The organism is Phreatobacter oligotrophus (assembly GCF_003046185.1).
Taxonomy (GTDB): Bacteria; Pseudomonadota; Alphaproteobacteria; order Rhizobiales; family Phreatobacteraceae; genus Phreatobacter; species Phreatobacter oligotrophus.
The window spans coordinates 22,559-38,623 of the sequence record NZ_PZZL01000015.1 but is presented as its reverse complement, the minus strand read 5'-3'; the positions used below and the strand labels follow the sequence as shown (position 1 = coordinate 38,623).

11 protein-coding genes are annotated in these 16,065 nt (G+C 68.9%); 6 read left to right on the top strand and 5 right to left on the bottom strand.

What is annotated here, in order from left to right; translation table 11 throughout:
* Positions 1-746: 746 nt before the first annotated feature.
* The gene (locus tag C8P69_RS21010) at positions 747-2,684 is read left to right on the top strand and encodes a M23 family metallopeptidase (protein WP_245902171.1); all 1,938 of its coding nucleotides are present in this window, start codon (positions 747-749) and stop codon (positions 2,682-2,684) included.
* 6 nt (positions 2,685-2,690) lie between these two features.
* On the opposite strand, the gene C8P69_RS21005 is transcribed toward C8P69_RS21010, so the two are convergent.
* The gene (locus C8P69_RS21005) at positions 2,691-3,155 is read right to left on the bottom strand and encodes a hypothetical protein (RefSeq protein WP_108179413.1); all 465 of its coding nucleotides are present in this window, start codon (positions 3,153-3,155) and stop codon (positions 2,691-2,693) included.
* A 156-nt stretch (positions 3,156-3,311) separates the two neighbouring features.
* Between C8P69_RS21005 and C8P69_RS21000 the strand changes: the two genes are divergently transcribed.
* Positions 3,312-3,692, top strand: coding sequence for a MarR family winged helix-turn-helix transcriptional regulator (locus C8P69_RS21000; RefSeq protein ID WP_245902170.1), 381 nt, complete (start codon positions 3,312-3,314; stop codon positions 3,690-3,692).
* Here C8P69_RS21000 and trmFO read toward each other — a convergent pair whose 3' ends face one another.
* The 3 genes from trmFO to clpB all read right to left on the bottom strand — a co-directional run bounded on the left by trmFO (position 3,693) and on the right by clpB (position 9,808).
* On the bottom strand, positions 3,693-5,108 hold the full coding sequence (gene trmFO, locus C8P69_RS20995; RefSeq protein WP_108179412.1) for a methylenetetrahydrofolate--tRNA-(uracil(54)-C(5))-methyltransferase (FADH(2)-oxidizing) TrmFO: 1,416 nt from the start codon (positions 5,106-5,108) through the stop codon (positions 3,693-3,695). It abuts the gene before it with no gap.
* 70 nt (positions 5,109-5,178) lie between these two features.
* A complete protein-coding gene (locus C8P69_RS23975) occupies positions 5,179-7,104 on the bottom strand; it encodes a hypothetical protein (RefSeq protein ID WP_170118336.1) in 1,926 nt (641 codons plus the stop codon).
* A 106-nt stretch (positions 7,105-7,210) separates the two neighbouring features.
* The gene (gene clpB / locus C8P69_RS20985; protein ID WP_108179411.1) at positions 7,211-9,808 is read right to left on the bottom strand and encodes an ATP-dependent chaperone ClpB; all 2,598 of its coding nucleotides are present in this window, start codon (positions 9,806-9,808) and stop codon (positions 7,211-7,213) included.
* A 222-nt stretch (positions 9,809-10,030) separates the two neighbouring features.
* On the opposite strand from clpB, the gene C8P69_RS20980 reads away from it, so the two are divergent.
* Positions 10,031-10,849 (top strand): MOSC domain-containing protein, encoded by an 819-nt coding sequence (locus C8P69_RS20980; RefSeq protein WP_170118335.1) that lies wholly within the window; start codon positions 10,031-10,033, stop codon positions 10,847-10,849.
* Positions 10,850-10,882: 33 nt separating this feature from the next.
* Here the strand turns inward: C8P69_RS20980 and C8P69_RS20975 are convergent, their stop codons facing one another.
* Positions 10,883-11,575, bottom strand: a complete 693-nt coding sequence (locus C8P69_RS20975; protein ID WP_245902169.1) for a nitroreductase — start codon at positions 11,573-11,575, stop codon at positions 10,883-10,885.
* Positions 11,576-11,735: 160 nt separating this feature from the next.
* On the opposite strand from C8P69_RS20975, the gene C8P69_RS20970 reads away from it, so the two are divergent.
* The 3 genes from C8P69_RS20970 (at position 11,736) to C8P69_RS20960 (ending at position 16,062) form a co-directional block, all read left to right on the top strand.
* Complete coding sequence (locus C8P69_RS20970) at positions 11,736-12,464, top strand: sterol desaturase family protein (RefSeq protein WP_170118334.1); 729 nt, start codon at positions 11,736-11,738, stop codon at positions 12,462-12,464.
* A 19-nt stretch (positions 12,465-12,483) separates the two neighbouring features.
* On the top strand, positions 12,484-13,680 hold the full coding sequence (locus tag C8P69_RS20965; protein WP_108179408.1) for a BaiN/RdsA family NAD(P)/FAD-dependent oxidoreductase: 1,197 nt from the start codon (positions 12,484-12,486) through the stop codon (positions 13,678-13,680).
* Positions 13,681-13,776: 96 nt separating this feature from the next.
* Entirely contained in the window at positions 13,777-16,062 is a 2,286-nt protein-coding gene (locus tag C8P69_RS20960; RefSeq protein ID WP_108179407.1) for an NADP-dependent malic enzyme, read from the top strand.
* Positions 16,063-16,065 lie beyond the last annotated feature (3 nt).

The following is a 16,065-nucleotide window of genomic DNA, read 5'->3' as shown; positions in this document are numbered from 1 at the left end:
GAAGTCTCGTCATCGACCAGTCCGAAGACCGGTCCGCAAGAACTCCGCCGCCTACGTTTCTCTTTCCCATATTCAATTGTCAAAGAACCGGAACCACAAAGGGCTCCCACCCAAAAGGGCGACTGAAGCTCATCTTCTGGCCGGGGCCAGAAGCGCCATGCACCAGGAGGTGAATGAAAGCTTCAAGTGACGCGAACTCGCACCGGTCAAGCGCGGCGCCGCGTCGATGGGCCGTATATAGGCCGAGGCCCTTTCGGCTGTCAACACATATCCGGAAAAAAATGACGGCCCGACGACAGAGCCCGTCGCCGGCTGGGGCCGTCATGAACTTCCAACACCCTCAGGTGCTTGAATGAACGGGCCTTTCGGCGATTCGACAAGGCTTCTCCACAAGCCGCGGCCCGGGACGCCGACCCGGCAGGACCGGCGGCGCTTTCCCTCCAACCCCGGTCGGGCCCTGCGGTTCCAGCAGAGGGCGATGCGGCGGCACCGTCTCAGAAGGACTCCCTCGCCCGGATGCCCCGAGTGCTCTCCTCCGCCTGCCGCACGGCCCACGTCATAAGGCGAAGCCCGGCAGCCCTCACCACGCCACATTCCCCGGCTTTTTCTCCGCCCCCGCTCGCTTGACGGCCGAAGGCCCCGCGGGCAACGTCGCCGCGCTCTCCGGGCGCTTCGCGGCGTCCCGGACGGGCGTCGCGCCGCGAGCCGGTCCCGCCGGCCGACGGCGCTGAAGAGGAATGCGTTTCTTGCTGCTGACCAGCCGTTGTCCCTCAGGCCCCCAGCATGACCCGAGCGCCACGCTCGGCGACGAGGCGCCGCTGTCGAGCGACGGGACCGAGCGCAAGGCCATCGAATCGCGCAGCGTGAACATCCGCTGGTTCTCCGGCACGGTGCTGACCGGGCTCTGCGGCGCCGGCCTCATGGGCGGCGCCGTCTGGGCGGCGCTCGAGAACCCGACGCGCCCGCCCGCGCCCGCCGAGATCATGCAGCCGCTGACCCGCATCCCCGGCGCCGGCGCGGACCGCCCGACCAACACCGCCCGCAAGGGTGACCGCCTGACCCCGCTGGCCGATCTCTTCGCCTCCTCGAAACAGACGATCCGCGTCTCCCAGACCTCGCGGGTCGGCGATCGCGAGATCATCCGCGTCCGCCCGCACACCCGCGTGGTCGCCAACCTCATCCAGGCCTCGAGCGGCGACTACGACATTCCTGAGTTCAATCCGCTGCGTCTCCTTGCCGGTGACACCGCCGAGCGGGCCGAGGAGCAGGAGCCGGCCACCGACGGCGAGGTGACGGTGGTGATGCGCGAGTTCAGCGCGCTCTCGCCCCAGCAGCGCAGCATGATGACGCTGTCCACCGAGGACATTCTCTCCCAGGTCCGGGACGTGGCGACCCAGGCGAGCCTCTCCGTGCCCGTCTCTCTCCCGTCAGGCGGCGGCGTCACCGCCCCCTCGCGCGCCCGGCTCGAGCCGCCCGGCCCCGACGATCCGAATGTCCTCAACGTGGTGAAGCGTGCGCCGGAGAGCGTCGCCGCCGCCGCGGCCCCGGACCGCACTGTCATCGCCAAGCCCGGCGACACCATCACCTCCATCCTCCTCGAGCTCGGCGCGGTGCGCGACGATGCCCGCCTCGTCGCCTCGGCCTTCACCCGGGGGGGGCGCGAGATCACCCTGCGCGAGGGCCAGCGCATCCGCGTGCTGTTCTCGCAAGGGTCCGCCGGTCGCCTCCAGCCGGTGCGCGTCATCCTGGTCGGCGAGCGCGGCCAGCCCGAGGCGGCCGTCGCGCAGACCGACGAGGGCCGCTATGTCGCGGTCGAGGATCCGGCCGAAGCCGTCAATGTCACCGAGGAGCAGGAGGAGGACGACGAGGGCTCGGGCCTCCGACTCTATGCCGCTCTCTATGAGACGGCGCTGCGCCAGGAAATCCCGCGGCCCATCATCGACGAGCTCATCCGCCTCTTCGGCAACGACGTCGACTTCTCCCGCCGCGTCGCCTCCACCGATCTCTTCGAGGTGCTCTATGCCTCGGACGACGAGGGCGAGGCCGGCCGCGCCGACATCCTCTATGCCTCGCTGACCGCCGGCGGCGAGACGCGGCGCTACTACCGCTTCCACTCCACCGCCGACGGTATCGTCGATTACTACGACGAGCAGGGCAAGTCGGCCCGCAAGTTCCTCATCCGCAAGCCCATTGCCGGCGGCCAGATGCGCTCCGGCTTCGGCATGCGCCGCCACCCCGTCATGGGCTATTTCAAGATGCATTCGGGCGTCGACTGGTCCGACCGCATCGGCACGCCCATCGTCGCCGCTGGCAACGGCGTCATCGGCAAGGCGGCCTGGTCCAGCGGCTATGGCCGCCGCATCGAGATCGAGCATCCCAACGGCTATACCTCGACCTATTCGCACCTCTCGGGCTTTGCCCGCGGCATCACCGAGGGCGCGCGGGTCCGCCAGGGCCAGGTCATCGGCTATCTCGGCAATTCCGGCCTCTCCACCGGCCCGCACCTGCACTACGAGGTGATGGTCAACGGCCGCTTCGTCGATCCGATGCGCGTGCGCGTGCCGCGGGGCCGGGAGCTTGCCGGCCCGATGCTCAATGCCTTCCGCGCTGAGCGCGAGCGGATCGACAACCTGATGACCCGTGACCGCGCCGAGACGCGGGTGACCGCACAGACCGGCCGCTGAGACGCCTCACGCCCGCGCCGCCATTGCCCGGCGGGCACGGTGGAGGATCAGCCCGTCCCGCATGTTGAGACCGAGCAGTGTCAGGTTGGCGATCCCGGCAAGGATCTCGAGCCCCTGAACCACGGCGAAGATCGTATCGAGATCGCCCGACCTCGCTTTCCAGGCGAGGAAGAGTGCTAAGGGCACCAGCACCAGAAGCCCGTTCGCCGCGATGACCCGCATGCGGACCGCCTTGCGGCCGATGATCCCCTTGAGCCGCCCCTTCGCGAGACGGAAGCCGCTCGCCCCCGCCATGGCCATCGCTGGGACGAGGATGAGAAGCCCCCAGACGATCGCCGTTTTCACCACGGCGATGGCGCTGGCGGTCCCAAGAACCTCGACGGCAAGGGTGGCCGAAAGAAAGGAAAGGATGGTCACCATGGCGAGACCACCGGCGACGACATGGACGCGGGTGAGGAGATGGCTGGACATGAGGTTGACCTCCGGATCGGACCAGCCATAAATATAGCATGCAATGTTTTTATATAGCAAGCTATGAATAGCCCTGATCCCGCCCCCCCCCTGCCCGACCGCCGCGACTCCGTTGGCTATCTCACCAACTGGGCCGCGCGCCTTCTTGCAAAGGCAATGGACGACCGTCTCGGCCCGCTCGGCCTCGCCTCGGGGTACCTACCGGTCTTCTTCGCGCTCGCCGGGGGGGCCGAGATGACCCAGCGCGACCTGGCAAAGCTCGCAGCGATCGAACAGCCGACCATGGCGGCAACGCTCGCCCGTATGGAGCGGGACGGTCTGGTGACCCGCCGCCCCTCGCCGCATGACGGCCGGAGCGCGCTCGTCGCCCTGAGTGCTCAGGCGATGCAGCGGGTGCCCGACGTGGTGGCTGCGGTCGCGGACATCAATGGCCGTGCGCTCGCCGGTCTTTCGGCGAACGAGGCTGCGGCACTGCGGAACGCCCTGAGAACCGTGATCGGCAATCTCGAACCGGGCGCCGATACCGACCCGGCCTAATCACTCTGCCGCGGCGAGGGCCGTACCGCCCAGCCATGTTTCGAGATCGGCGAGCGCGCGGGCGCTGAGCGTCCGCTTGCGGGCCTGGCTCTTGGCCGTGCCCTTGAGCCGCTGGCCGTCCGGCCCCTTGGTCGGCACGCCCAACACCGGTGGGAAAAGGCCGAAATTGACGTTCATCGGCTGGAAGGAGCGCGGCCCCTCGTCGATCGTCGTCACATGGCCGCCGGTGATGTGGTTGATCAGCGCGCCATGGGCCGTGGTGGCGGGCGGCAGGACGAGCGGGCGCCCCAGCCGCTCGGCGGCGGCGAAGCGGCCGACCATGCCGCCGATGGCGGCGCTCTCCACATAGCCCTCGCAGCCCGTGATCTGGCCGGCGAAGCGCAGCCGCGGCTCCGCCTTCAGGCGCAGCGTCTCGTCCAGCACCTTCGGCGAGTTGAGATAGGTGTTGCGGTGGATGCCGCCGAGCCGCGCGAACTCGGCATTCTGCAGGCCGGGGATCATGCGGAAGATCTTCGCCTGCTCGCCATATTTCAGCTTGGTCTGGAAGCCGGTCATGTTGAACAGCGTGCCGAGCTTGTTGTCCTGGCGGAGCTGGACGACGGCATAGGCCTTCACCGTCGGATTGTGCTTGTTGGTGAGGCCGACCGGCTTCATCGGCCCCCAGCGCAGCGTCTCGCGGCCGCGCTCGGCCATGACCTCGATGGGCAGGCAGCCGTCGAAATAGGGCGTGCCCTCCCATTCCTTGAACTCGGTCTTCTCCGCCGCCAGCAGGGCGTCGATGAAGGCCTCGTACTGGTCGCGGTCCAGCGGGCAGTTGATGTAGTCGGCGCCCGTGCCGCCGGGCCCCGCCTTGTCGTAGCGCGACTGGAACCAGGCGGTCTCCATGTCGATGGACTCGAAATGGACGATGGGCGCGATGGCGTCGAAGAAGGCGAGCTCCTTCTCGCCGGTGAGCCCGCCAATGGCAGCGGCAAGCGCCGGCGAGGTCAGCGGGCCGGTGGCGATGATGACATTGTCCCAGTCGGCGGGCGGCAGGCCGGCCACCTCGCCGCGCTCGATCGTCACCAGCGGATGGGCTTCCAGCGCCGCAGTAACCGCGGCGGAGAAGGCGTCGCGGTCGACCGCCAGCGCGCCGCCGGCCGGGACCTGATGGGCATCGCCCATCCGCATGATGAGCGAGCCGAGCCGCCGCATCTCGGCATGGAGCAGGCCGACCGCGTTGGTTTCGGCATCGTCCGAGCGGAAGGAATTGGAGCAGACGAGTTCGGCGAGGCCCTCGGTCTTGTGAGCGTCGGTGCCGCGCACCGGGCGCATCTCGTGCAGCACGACGGGCACGCCGGCCTCGGCAATCTGCCAGGCAGCTTCCGAGCCGGCGAGGCCGCCGCCGACGACATGGATGGGGGCGATCTGGGTCATGCCGGTCTTCTAGGGCGCGCCGGGGAACGCGGCAAGCCACGGCCCTGCGGCGCGCCGACGCCGTGGCACGTTACAGGGCGAGGTCGTCGCCCCCCGCGAGGCTGCGCCTTTCGCGATTGACCTCGCGGCACGCATCGGCGCCCAGCACGGCGAGCTTCAGCGCCCGGATATGCGGCGTACGATCGCCGAGCCCCTCCTCCGGCGTCCAATAGTGGGTGTGATTGAAGTAGCCGCCCATGATCGTGGTGGTCATGGGCACGTTCATCGTGCCGGGAGAGTATTGGCGCGAAATGGGGCCGCCGATGAAATCGCCTTTCACCGCACGCTTCTGGACGAAATAGAGATTGGTCCAGCAGGTCAGGGCGAAGAGGGCGGAGTGCTGGAGGCGCGGCGGGCCGGCGGTCCGGTCCTTCGGCACGAAGAGGATGCGCTCGGCCTCGCCGGGTGAAAGGGTCGGTGGGGCCACCGGGAACTCGCGCATCGCGACCTTGGCCGCCAGCTCGCGATCAGTCCCGGTCCGGGTCATCAGCAGCGCGGCATGGGTCAGCGGACTGCCCATCGTCACGAAGTCGCTGACCCGCCAAGGCGAGGCCATGGCCCCATCGGCCCCGGGCGACGTCTGCTCCCGTGAGAAGACCGCGAATGTCTCGCGCACCTTGGCCTGGTACTCGGCGGCGCCGGGCGGCGAGGCATCGTCGATGGGCTGCCAGACCAGCCCGCCGTGAACCGGCGCGACCCCGTGGAGGCCCGGACGGATGCCCTGCCCGGCCAGCGCCTCCACCTCCCGGAAAGCAGCGATCGACCCGTCGCCCAGCTGGATCTTGGCGATCTGCTCGACAAAGAAGGCCCGCAACACGTCGTAGGCGATGATCGTCCCGAGGCTGTGCGCCACCACCACGATCCGGTCGTAGCGCGGCGTGCCGTCCCGCGAGCGCTGGTCGTGCAGGTCCTGCAGCACCTGGAGACCGAGTTGCCGGATCTCGTTGCGCGCCTGGATGTTGTCGGGCGCATCCCTAAGGTAGCGCGCACAATCACCCACATAGGGCACGAGGAAGGCCCAGGCGAGAAAGACGAACAGGGTCAGGAAGACCAGCAGCCACAGGCTGGTCGGCGGGTAGCCGAGAGTGAGGAAAGCGATGTCGGGAATCTGGCCGACATCCGGCCAGCGTCCGTCACCGACGCCGAACACCGCCAGGAACGGGCCCCAGAAGGCCACGACGACCGCAAGCCCCATGGATCCGACCAGACCGACGAGCGTCGCGATGCGACCGAGAAACATCCAGCTGACGGCGAAGGCCGGAACGAAGGTCAGCAGGGCGAGCGGATGCCACAGGGCAACACCGGCCAGCAGCGCGAAGGGCAGAAGCGTGAGGCCGGCAAGGGACCAGCTCTTGCCGAGGCCCTTGAGCGAGAAGCCCGCAGCGATAAGGCCAATGACAAGGAAAGCGCCGGCCGCCGGCACGGCGGCGTGCTCGGCCCGCGCCGCCAGGTCCCGCACGGACAAGCCGATCAGCCCGGTGCAGACGACCCACATGACGTTGACGACGGCGAACAGCGCCGCGGTGAGGATGATGACGGCAGCGGACCAGAGCCAGCGCGCATCCGGGGGCAGGCTCTTCCGGTCGCGCTTGGCGAGATCGCAAAGCCACAGCAGCACCGCGACGAAGCGCGTGCCGCTCATCAGATGCGCCCAGTAGAGTTCAAAGAAGTCGTAGCGCCGCTTCTCGCTCTCGCCGATCGGCGGCGTCGTGACGGATTTCAGATCGAAGGACCCGTCCTTGCCCACATAGGGTTTGATCCAGCGGGGAATGGAGCCCTGCCGCCGCGCGGCCTCCTCATCGGTCGCGGGCGGCCCCAGCACCGCATCGACGACGCCGAGCATCGTCTCCATCGGCCGCTGGTCACCGATGCCGTGGAAGACGAGCACCGCCGTGCGCGGCGCCCGCGTTCCCTGATCGTCCTTCGGAGTGTCCGTCCGCCGTGCCGCACGCGCCATCGACCCCTCCCGACATGAAAACGCCGCCCGATCGGACCCCCGACCGGGCGGCGCTACAAGAGAGTTGCATTCCGGATGTGTTGCATCCGGAAGCTGTCACGCGGTGTCAGGCCGCTGCCATGGCCTGCGGCCCCGCCTCGAAGATGAGGCGGTCGGTGCCGGCGCTCACCCGCACCAGGTCCCCGTCGCCGATCGTGCCGGCCAGGATCCGCTCGGCCAGCGGATCCTGCACCGCCTTCTGGATCACGCGCTTCAGCGGGCGCGCGCCATAGGCGGGATCGTAGCCCTTATCGGCGAGCCAGGCCTTGGCGCCCGGATCGAGGTCGAGGACGATCTTGCGCTCGTCGAGCAGCTTCTGCAGGCGCTTCAGCTGGATCTCGACGATGGAGGTCATCTGCTCGCGCTTGAGGCGGCCGAACAGGATGATCTCGTCGACGCGGTTGAGGAACTCTGGCCGGAAGTGGCCGCGCACGATGGACATGACGCCCTCGCGCACCGCGTCCACCTCCTCGTTCTCGTTCTGCATGACCAGGAGCTCGGAGCCGAGGTTCGAGGTCATGATGATGAGCACGTTGCGGAAGTCGACGGTGCGGCCCTGGCCATCGGTCAGGCGGCCGTCGTCGAGCACCTGCAGGAGGACGTTGAACACATCCGGATGCGCCTTCTCGATCTCGTCGAACAGCACGACCTGATAGGGCCGGCGCCGCACGGCCTCGGTCAGCGCCCCGCCCTCGTCATAGCCGACATAGCCGGGAGGTGCGCCGATGAGGCGGGAGACCGAGTGCTTCTCCATGTACTCGGACATGTCGAGGCGGACCATGGCGGTCTCGTCATCGAACAGGTACTCGGCGAGCGCCTTGGTCAGCTCGGTCTTGCCGACGCCGGTGGGCCCGAGGAACATGAACGAGCCGATGGGCCGGTGCGGGTCCTGCAGGCCGGCGCGGGCGCGCCGCACCGCGGTCGAGACGGCCTTCACCGCCTCGCCCTGGCCGATGACGCGCTTCGCCAGCTCGTCCTCCATGCGCAGCAGCTTGTCCTTCTCGCCCTCCAGCATCTTGTCGACCGGCACGCCGGTCCAGCGCGAGACGACCTGGGCGACGTGGTCGGCGGTGACCGCCTCCTCGACCATGGCCTGCTCGTTCTGCTGCTCGACGCTGGCGATCTCCTTCTCCAGCCCCGGAATGGTGCCGTAGGAGAGTTCGCCGGCCTTCGCCCAGTCGCCCTTGCGCTGGGCATTGGCCAGGGCGTTGCGGGCATCCTCGAGCTGCTTCTTGAGCTCCGCGGCGCGGCCGAGGCTGTCCTTCTCCGCCTTCCAGCGGGCGGTCATCTCGGCCGACTGCGCCTCCAGCGCCGCAAGGTCGCCCTCGAGCCGCTTCAGCCGGTCGCGCGAGGCGGTGTCGCTCTCCTTCTTCAGCGCCTCCTGCTCGATCTTGAGCTGGATGATCCGCCGGTCGAGCTCGTCCAGCTCCTCGGGCTTGGAATCGACCTGCATGCGCAGCCGCGCCGAGGCCTCGTCGACGAGATCGATGGCCTTGTCGGGCAGGAAGCGGTCGGTGATGTAGCGGTTGGACAGGGTCGCCGCCGCGACGATGGCCGAGTCGGTGATGCGCACCTGGTGGTGCTGCTCGTACTTCTCCTTGAGGCCGCGCAGGATGGAGACGGTGTCCTCCACGCTCGGCTCGTCGACGAAGACGGGCTGGAAGCGGCGGGCGAGCGCCGCGTCCTTCTCCACATGCTTGCGATACTCGTCGAGGGTCGTCGCTCCGATGCAGTGCAGCTCGCCGCGGGCGAGAGCGGGCTTCAGCAGGTTCGAGGCGTCCATCGCCCCATCCGCCTTGCCGGCACCGACCAGCGTGTGCATCTCGTCGATGAAGAGGACGATGCCGCCATCCGACGAGGTGACCTCGGACAGCACGGCCTTCAGCCGCTCCTCGAACTCGCCGCGATATTTCGCACCGGCGATGAGCGCGCCCATGTCGAGCGACAGGATCGCCTTGTCCTTCAGGCTCTCCGGCACGTCGCCATCGATGACGCGCAGCGCGAGGCCCTCGACGATGGCAGTCTTGCCGACGCCGGGCTCGCCGATGAGGACGGGATTGTTCTTCGTCCGCCGCGACAGGACCTGGATGGTGCGGCGGATCTCCTCGTCGCGGCCGATCACCGGATCGAGCTTGCCCTCGCGGGCGGCGGCGGTGAGGTCGCGGGCATATTTCTTCAGCGCGTCATAGGCGTTCTCGGCCGAGGCCGAATCCGCCTTGCGGCCCTTGCGCAGGCCTTCGATCGCCTGGTTGAGCGACTGGGCGCTGACACCGGCGGCGGCGAGCGCCTTGCCGGCCTCCGTGTCCTTCTCCAGCGCCAGGGCGAGGAGCAGCCGCTCCGCCGCGACGAAACTGTCGCCGGATTTCTCCGCCGCCTTCTCGGCCGCATCGAAGACGCGGGCAAGGCCCTGGCCGAGATAGACCTGGCCGGCCCCCGAACCCTGCACCTTCGGGACCTTCTTCAGCGCCTCTTCGGTGCGCGCAAGCGCCACCTGCGGCTGGCCGCCGGCCTGGCGGATGAGGCCCGAGGCAAGGCCTTCCGGATCATCGAGCAGCACCTTGAGGATGTGCTCGGGCAGGAACTGCTGATGCCCCTCGCGCAGCGCGAGCGACTGGGCCGACTGGATGAAACCGCGCGACCGCTCGGTGTATTTCTCGATGTTCATGGGCCACTCCTTTGCCCGTTCCGCTCGTCTCAGGTGAGCCCGAAGGGAACGTCAGACCGATGGGGTGCCGGTCCCGAAGCAACCGGCGCGAGGCTGATATGGGTGTCCCCCCGGGCGGTGAAAAGAGGCCCGGCGCGGCGTCTTTTTTCGAAAGGCGCCGGCCGGGCCCGAGCCGCCGGGGAGGCACGATCCCATCATCGCCGCTTGACGCATGAGGCTGCCTTGCGCCACCTCAAAGCCATGAGCACAAGCCCCGCCGCCCGCATCACCGCCCTTTACCGCTATCCCGTGAAGGGGCTCTCCGCCGAGCCCCTGACGACGGCGACCCTCACGGCGGGGGAGCATTTCCCCGGCGACCGGCTCTTTGCCATCGAGAATGGCCCCTCAGGCTTCGATCCGGCGAACCCGGAGCACCAGCCGAAGCAGAAGTTCCTCGTTCTCGCCCGGCAGGCGGCGCTGGCGAAACTCAAGACCCGCTACGAGGACGACACCCGCATCCTCTCCATCGTCGCCGACGAGGTGGAGGTCGCCCGCGGCGATCTCGGCACGGCCAAGGGCCGCGTCGCCATCGAGGACTTCTTCCGCATGTTCCTCGCCAGCGAGCTGGCCGGCGCCCCGAAGGTGGTGGCCGGACCGCCCGGCTTCCGCTTCATGGATTCGCGCTCGGGCTTTGTGTCGATCATCAACCTCGCCTCGGTGCGGGCGCTGGAGAAGGAAACAGGCTTCCCGGTCGACCCGATCCGCTTCCGCGCCAATGTCTATATCGATGGCGTGCCGGCCTTCTCCGAGTTCGACTGGGTGGGCAAGCGCATCCGCATCTGCGAGACGGCGCTCACGGGGCTCAAGCGCACCGAGCGCTGCGCCGCCACCACCGTGAACCCGGCGACCGCCGTGCGCGACCTGATGATCCCCGCCGTGCTGATGCGGACCTATGGCCATGCCGATTGCGGCATTTATTGCGCCGTGGCGGGCGGCGGGCCAATCGCGGTCGGCGACACGCTCACGGTGTCGGAGGGCGAGGAGGCCGGCGCGGCGTTCTGAGCGCCTCAGGGCTGCGGGACGGCCAGAGCGTCCTCACTCCTCCCAGCGCACGACCTCGTCCAGCCCCGCCCGCGGCGTGCGGTAGCCGTTCACCGGGTGGCTCTCATCCGCCCGCCCGAACGAGATCCCGCAGACCACGCGCCGCTCTTCGCTGAGGCCGAAATGCGCGCGGATCGCGCCCGAATGCACCGCCAGCGCGGCCTGGGCGATGGTCGCCACCCCATGGGCGGTGGCGGCCGTCATGAAATTGCTGACATAGGCGCCGCAATCGAGCGCCCCATAGGCGCCGAGAGCCTCGTCGGTGGTGACGATGGCGACATGCGGCGCGTCGAACAGCGCGAAGTTGCGCAGTGACTGGCGGGCATAGGCGGCCTTGTCACCGCGCGCGACGCCGACCGCGTCATAGAGCTGGAAGCCGCAGGCGCGCCGCCGGTCGAGCAGGGCGCCGCGATATTCGCGCGGGAAAGCGAAGTCCGGCGTCGGCTCCGCGCCGCCTGAGGCGAGACCGAGCATGAGGGCGCGAAACCGCTCCGCCGCAGCGCCGCTGGCGATCACCACCTGCCAGGGCTGGGTGTTGTTCCAGGAGGCGGTCTTCTGCGCCGTCGTCAGGATCGCCTCGATCGTCGCCCGCGGGATCGGCTCGGGGAGGAAGGCCCGGCAGGAATGGCGGGCGGTCATCAGCCGGTCGAAGGCGGCGGCGTCAGCGGGGGAAGCGGTCGCGGTCATGAGGAAGGCTCGCTCGAAGGATGCGCCGCCATGGTCGCCGCTCACCGCCCGGCGCGCCATCCGCCGTTCGGGCGGCAGGCGGCGCGATCACGGCTCTTTGGTTTTGGCGGATGGACGGGGATCGGCTAAGGAGACGCACCGATCGCTTCGCAGTTGCAGCATGGTCCCCCACATGTCGCTCGCCTCCGAGACCCGCGCCCTCGCCGCAGACACCCTCGCCGTCATGCGCCATCCCGACGCGCGCGGCGCGGTGCTGCTCTACACCGCGCTCTCCGCCGGCTTCTTCGTCTATGCCCTGGCCACCGCCGGCATCGGCTGGACGCTGATGGCCGCCGTCATCGGCGTGGTCATGCTGCCCGTCGTCGAGTTCATCACCCACAAATATGTGCTGCACTGGCTCGATCTCGCCCGCACCTCGGCGACCGCGCAGTTCTGGAACCGCGTCCACTACGCCCATCACATGGACCCGAAGGACACCCGCGTCATCCTCGCCCACCCCGCCTCCGTGGTCCTCCTGGTGGCGGTGCTCGCCGCGGGCGCCTGGGCCATCGGCCTGACGCCGCTCGCGCCCATCGTCGCCATCGCCTTCGGCCTCTTCGCCTTCTACGAGATCGTCCATTTCGCCTGCCACATGGATGGCGAGATGCGCTCGGCCTATTTCACCCGGCGCCGGCAGGAGCACGCGCTGCATCACTACATCGACGAGAACCGCAACTACGGCATCACCACCGCCGTCGCCGACCGGCTCTTCGGCACCCGCATCGTCGACAAGAAGGCGCTGGTGCGCTCGCCCACCGCCCGCAACCTCGGCTATACCGGCGACTTCGCTGACCGCTACCCCTATCTGAAGCAGTCCGAAGCCCGTAAGGACGGCGCTGACGCCGCCTGAATTCTCAAAGGCCCCATTGATGGCCCCTGCCCTCCCCCGCCAGGTGGATGTCCTCGTCATCGGCGCGGGGGCGGCCGGCATGATGTGCGCCATCGAGGCGGGCAAGCGCGGCCGCTCGGTCCTCGTCATCGACCATGCCGATGCGCCGGGAGAGAAGATCCGCATCTCCGGCGGCGGGCGCTGCAACTTCACCAATCTCGGCGCCTCGCCGAAGAACTACCTGTCCGAGAACCCGCGCTTCGCGATTTCGGCGCTCGCCCGCTACACCCAGCACGACTTCATCGCGCTGGTGGACCGGCACCGCATCGCCTGGCACGAGAAGACCCTCGGCCAGCTCTTCTGCGACGGTTCGGCGAAGCAGATCATCGCCATGCTGGTGGACGAGATGGAGCAGGCGGGCGCGCGGCTCGCCCTGTCGACCAGCGTCGAGGGCCTGACCCACGGCGAGGCCGGCTTCACCGTCCGCCTCTCCGGCGGCACGGTACGCTGCGCCTCCCTCGTCCTCGCCTCGGGCGGCAAGTCCATCCCGAAGATGGGCGCCACCGGCTTTGCCTACGAGGTCGCCGAGCGCTTCGGCCTCAAGGTCGTGCCGCCCCGGCCCGCCCTCGTGCCGCTGACTTTTGCGCCGGACGTCCTCGCCCGCCTGACGCCGCTGGCCGGCATCGCGGTGGAGGAGGCGGTGGTCGGCCACGGCAAGACGCGCTTCGCCGAGGCCGTGCTCTTCACCCATCGCGGCCTCTCGGGGCCTGCCGTGCTGCAGATCTCGAGCTACTGGCGCGAGGGTGACGAGATCATCGCCTCGCTCGCCCCCGGTATCGACGTGCTCGCCCATCTGAAGGCCGCCCGCGCCCGTCATGGTCGGCAGGCGGTCCAGACCGTTCTCGCCGAGATCCTCCCCAAGCGGCTCGCCCAGGCCATTGTCGAGGCCGAGGGCGTGAAAGCGAACCTCGCCGACTGCTCCGACAAGGTCCTCGCCCGCATCGACGAGGCGGTGAACCGCTGGCGGCTGAAGCCGAACGGCACCGAGGGCTGGCGCACCGCCGAGGTGACGCTCGGCGGCATCGACACCTCCAGCCTCGACCAGCAGACCATGGCGGTGAAATCCGTGCCCGGCCTCTATGCCATCGGCGAGGCGGTGGACGTCACCGGGTGGCTGGGCGGCTACAATTTCCAGTGGGCATGGTCGTCGGGCTGGGCGGCGGGCAAGGCGGCCTAAGGTCTCACGGCCGTCCCCCGCACGGCCCGTTGCCCCCGGGGGGGCGAGCCCCTAAGGTCCCCCTCCCTTTCGAGGAACGCTGCAAGAAGAGCCCCCATGGCGACCGACAACACGACCGGCCGACGCAACCGCCCGACCATCACCGACCAGGAGGCCCTCGCCTTCCATCAGGTCGGCAAGCCCGGCAAGCTCGAGATCGTGCCGACCAAGCCGATGGCGACGCAGCGCGACCTGTCGCTGGCCTATTCGCCCGGCGTCGCCGTGCCCGTCCTCGCCATTGCCGAGGACCCGGCCCGCGCCTTCGACTACACGACCCGCGGCAACATGGTCGCCGTCATCTCCAACGGCACGGCGATCCTCGGCCTCGGCAATCTCGGTGCGCTGGCCTCCAAGCCGGTCATGGAAGGCAAGGCGGTGCTGTTCAAGCGCTTCGCCGACGTCGATTCCATCGACCTCGAGCTCGATACCGAGGATCCCGACAAGATCATCGAGGCGGTGCGCTATCTCGGCCCCTCCTTCGGCGGCATCAACCTCGAGGACATCAAGGCGCCCGAGTGCTTCATCATCGAGCAGCGCCTGCAGGAGCTCATGGACATCCCGGTGTTCCATGACGACCAGCATGGCACGGCGATCATCGCCGCGGCCGGCCTGATCAATGCCATGGACATCACCGGCCGCGACATCAAGACGACCCGGCTGGTGGTCAACGGCGCGGGCGCGGCGGGCATCGCCTGCGTCGAGCTCCTCAAGGCCATGGGCTTCAACCCCGAGAACGTCATCCTCTGCGACACCAAGGGGACGATCTGGCGCGGCCGCACCGAGGGCATGAACCAGTGGAAGTCCGGCCATGCCGTGACGACCGACGCGCGCACGCTCGCCGAGGCGGTGAAGGGTGCCGACGTCTTCTTCGGCCTGTCGGTGAAGGGCGCGCTGACCCGCGAGATGGTCATGTCCATGGCGCCGAAGCCGATCATCTTCGCCATGGCCAATCCCGATCCGGAGATCACCCCGGAGGAGGTCCACGCGGTGCGCTCCGACGCCATCGTCGCCACCGGCCGCTCCGACTATCCGAACCAGGTCAACAACGTCCTCGGCTTCCCCTTCCTGTTCCGCGGCGCGCTCGATGTGCGCGCCACCAAGATCAACATGGAGATGAAGATCGCCGCGGCCGAAGCGCTCGCGGCGCTGGCGCGCGAGGACGTGCCCGATGACGTCGCCGCGGCCTATGGCGGCGGCCGGCCGAAATATGGCCCGGAGTACATCATCCCCGTGCCCTTCGATCCGCGCCTGATGTACGCCGTGCCGACCGCGGTCGCGCAGGCGGCGATGGAGACCGGCGTCGCCCGCCGGCCGATCGTCGACATGGCCGCCTACAAGGCGCAGCTCACCGCCCGCCTCAATCCCGTCGCCGGCGTTCTCGCCCGCATCTTCGAGCGCGCCCGCCGCACGCCGCGCCGCGTCGTCTTCGCCGAGGGCGAGGAGGAGCAGGTGATCCGCGCTGCCCAGAGCTTCGTCAACCAGGGCCTTGGCACCGCCATCCTGGTCGGCCGCGAGGATCGCGTTCGCGCCACGGCCCAGGCCGCCGGCATCGATCTCAAGGAGGGCATCGAGATCGCCAATGCGCGGCTCTCGACCCGCAATGCCGATTACGCCAGCCAGCTCTACGAGCGCCTGCAGCGCCACGGCTACCTGTTCCGTGACTGCCAGCGCATGGTGAACCAGGACCGCAACATCTTCGGCGCGGCCATGGTCGAGGCCGGCGATGCCGACGGCATGGTCACCGGCGTCACCCGCAACTATTCCTCGGCCCTCGAGGAGGTGCGCCGCGTCATCGACGTGAAGCCCGGCCACAGGCTCATCGGCGTCTCCATCGTGCTGTCGCGCGGGCGCACCGTGCTCGTCGCCGACACCGCCATCACCGAGATGCCCTCGGCCGCCGACCTTGCCGAGATCGCCATCGAGGCTGCCCATGCCGCCCGCCGGCTCGGCACCGAGCCGCGCGTCGCCCTGCTCGCGTTCTCGACCTTCGGCCAGCCGCGGGGCGAGCGCTCGGAGAAGGTGATCGAGGCGGTGAAGATCCTCGACGGCCGCCGGGTCGATTTCGAGTATGACGGCGAGATGGCGGCCGACGTGGCGCTGAACCCGGAGCTGATGCAGGCCTATCCGTTCTGCCGGCTGACCGGTCCCGCCAACGTGCTGGTCATGCCCGCCTTCCACTCCGCCTCCATCTCCACGAAGATGATGCAGGAGCTGGGCGGCGCAACGGTGATCGGCCCGCTGCTAGTCGGCCTCGACAAGCCGGTGCAGATCGTCCCCCTCGGGGCGCGCGATTCCGACATCGTCAACATGGCCGCGCTTGCCGCCTACAATATCGGCGGCTGAGGC

Bases quoted from the DNA above. Each gene is read 5' to 3' on its own strand.
- C8P69_RS20975 (WP_245902169.1), bottom strand. From the start codon at position 11,575: ATGACCGCGACCGCTTCCCCCGCTGACGCCGCCGCCTTCGACCGGCTG.
- C8P69_RS20970 (WP_170118334.1), top strand. From the start codon at position 11,736: ATGGTCCCCCACATGTCGCTCGCCTCCGAGACCCGCGCCCTCGCCGCA.
- C8P69_RS21000 (WP_245902170.1), top strand. From the start codon at position 3,312: ATGGACGACCGTCTCGGCCCGCTCGGCCTCGCCTCGGGGTACCTACCG.
- trmFO (WP_108179412.1), bottom strand. From the start codon at position 5,108: ATGACCCAGATCGCCCCCATCCATGTCGTCGGCGGCGGCCTCGCCGGC.
- C8P69_RS20960 (WP_108179407.1), top strand. From the start codon at position 13,777: ATGGCGACCGACAACACGACCGGCCGACGCAACCGCCCGACCATCACC.
- C8P69_RS20965 (WP_108179408.1), top strand. From the start codon at position 12,484: ATGGCCCCTGCCCTCCCCCGCCAGGTGGATGTCCTCGTCATCGGCGCG.
- C8P69_RS23975 (WP_170118336.1), bottom strand. From the start codon at position 7,104: ATGGCGCGTGCGGCACGGCGGACGGACACTCCGAAGGACGATCAGGGA.
- clpB (WP_108179411.1), bottom strand. From the start codon at position 9,808: ATGAACATCGAGAAATACACCGAGCGGTCGCGCGGTTTCATCCAGTCG.
- C8P69_RS21005 (WP_108179413.1), bottom strand. From the start codon at position 3,155: ATGTCCAGCCATCTCCTCACCCGCGTCCATGTCGTCGCCGGTGGTCTC.